The 730-nt window shown below is 37.1% G+C and carries 1 protein-coding gene; it reads left to right on the forward strand.

Going from position 1 to position 730, the window contains the following annotated elements; translation table 11 throughout:
- Positions 1-730, forward strand: a 730-nt coding sequence (locus BA053_RS06330; protein ID WP_167347184.1) for an ankyrin repeat domain-containing protein, incomplete at both ends; no start/stop codon positions are given.

Genomic DNA, 730 nt, shown 5'->3' on the forward strand with positions numbered 1-730 from the left:
CAGGATTGGACTCCTGTGTTCTGGGCCATTCAAAAGAACAATTTTAATATAATTGAACTTCTTTTAGATAACAATGCTGATATTAAGGTCAAAGATAATGAAGGTTGGACACCTCTTCATTGGGCTGTGCAGTTGGATTCATTAAATGTAGTTAAATATCTTGTTGAAAAGGGTGCTGATATCAATGCTTTAACTGCTGACGGTAGAACATCACTAGATATTGTTAGAGAAAAACTCAGAGTAAATGATAAAAGTGAAGAATGTAGTGATGTTGTGCAGTGCTTAGAAAAACTCAATAAAGAAAGAGGGGGACATGTACAACGCAGACGCCGTCATCACCATGGAGATCATGCTCGTCATCGTAGTCACTTATCACGTAATCTTCTTGCTATAGATTCAAGTAATCAACCTGAGATAGCAGCAAGCAGTGGCACAAGACCATCTTCATGGATAAATGATTTGTTTAGTTGGGTAAAAAGCTCTGTGGGTGGGTTATTAAATCCTAAACCTGAGAAAATATCGAGCACTAAGGATTCAATCTCACAAGTTGATGCGCAAGTAGATGTAAATGGTACAATAATGTTACTTGACCTGCTGGCTAGAAAGTTTACAGGTCAGAAATATATTTCTACAGTAGATCAGTCTATATCTCCACTAGAGGCACAGGGTTATACATTAAACATTACAAAGAGATTTGAGAAAGTAGTAGAGCAAGCTGGATTAAAAAGTG

The organism is Wolbachia endosymbiont of Nomada ferruginata, assembly GCF_001675785.1.
In the GTDB taxonomy this organism is placed as follows: Bacteria; Pseudomonadota; Alphaproteobacteria; order Rickettsiales; family Anaplasmataceae; genus Wolbachia; species Wolbachia pipientis.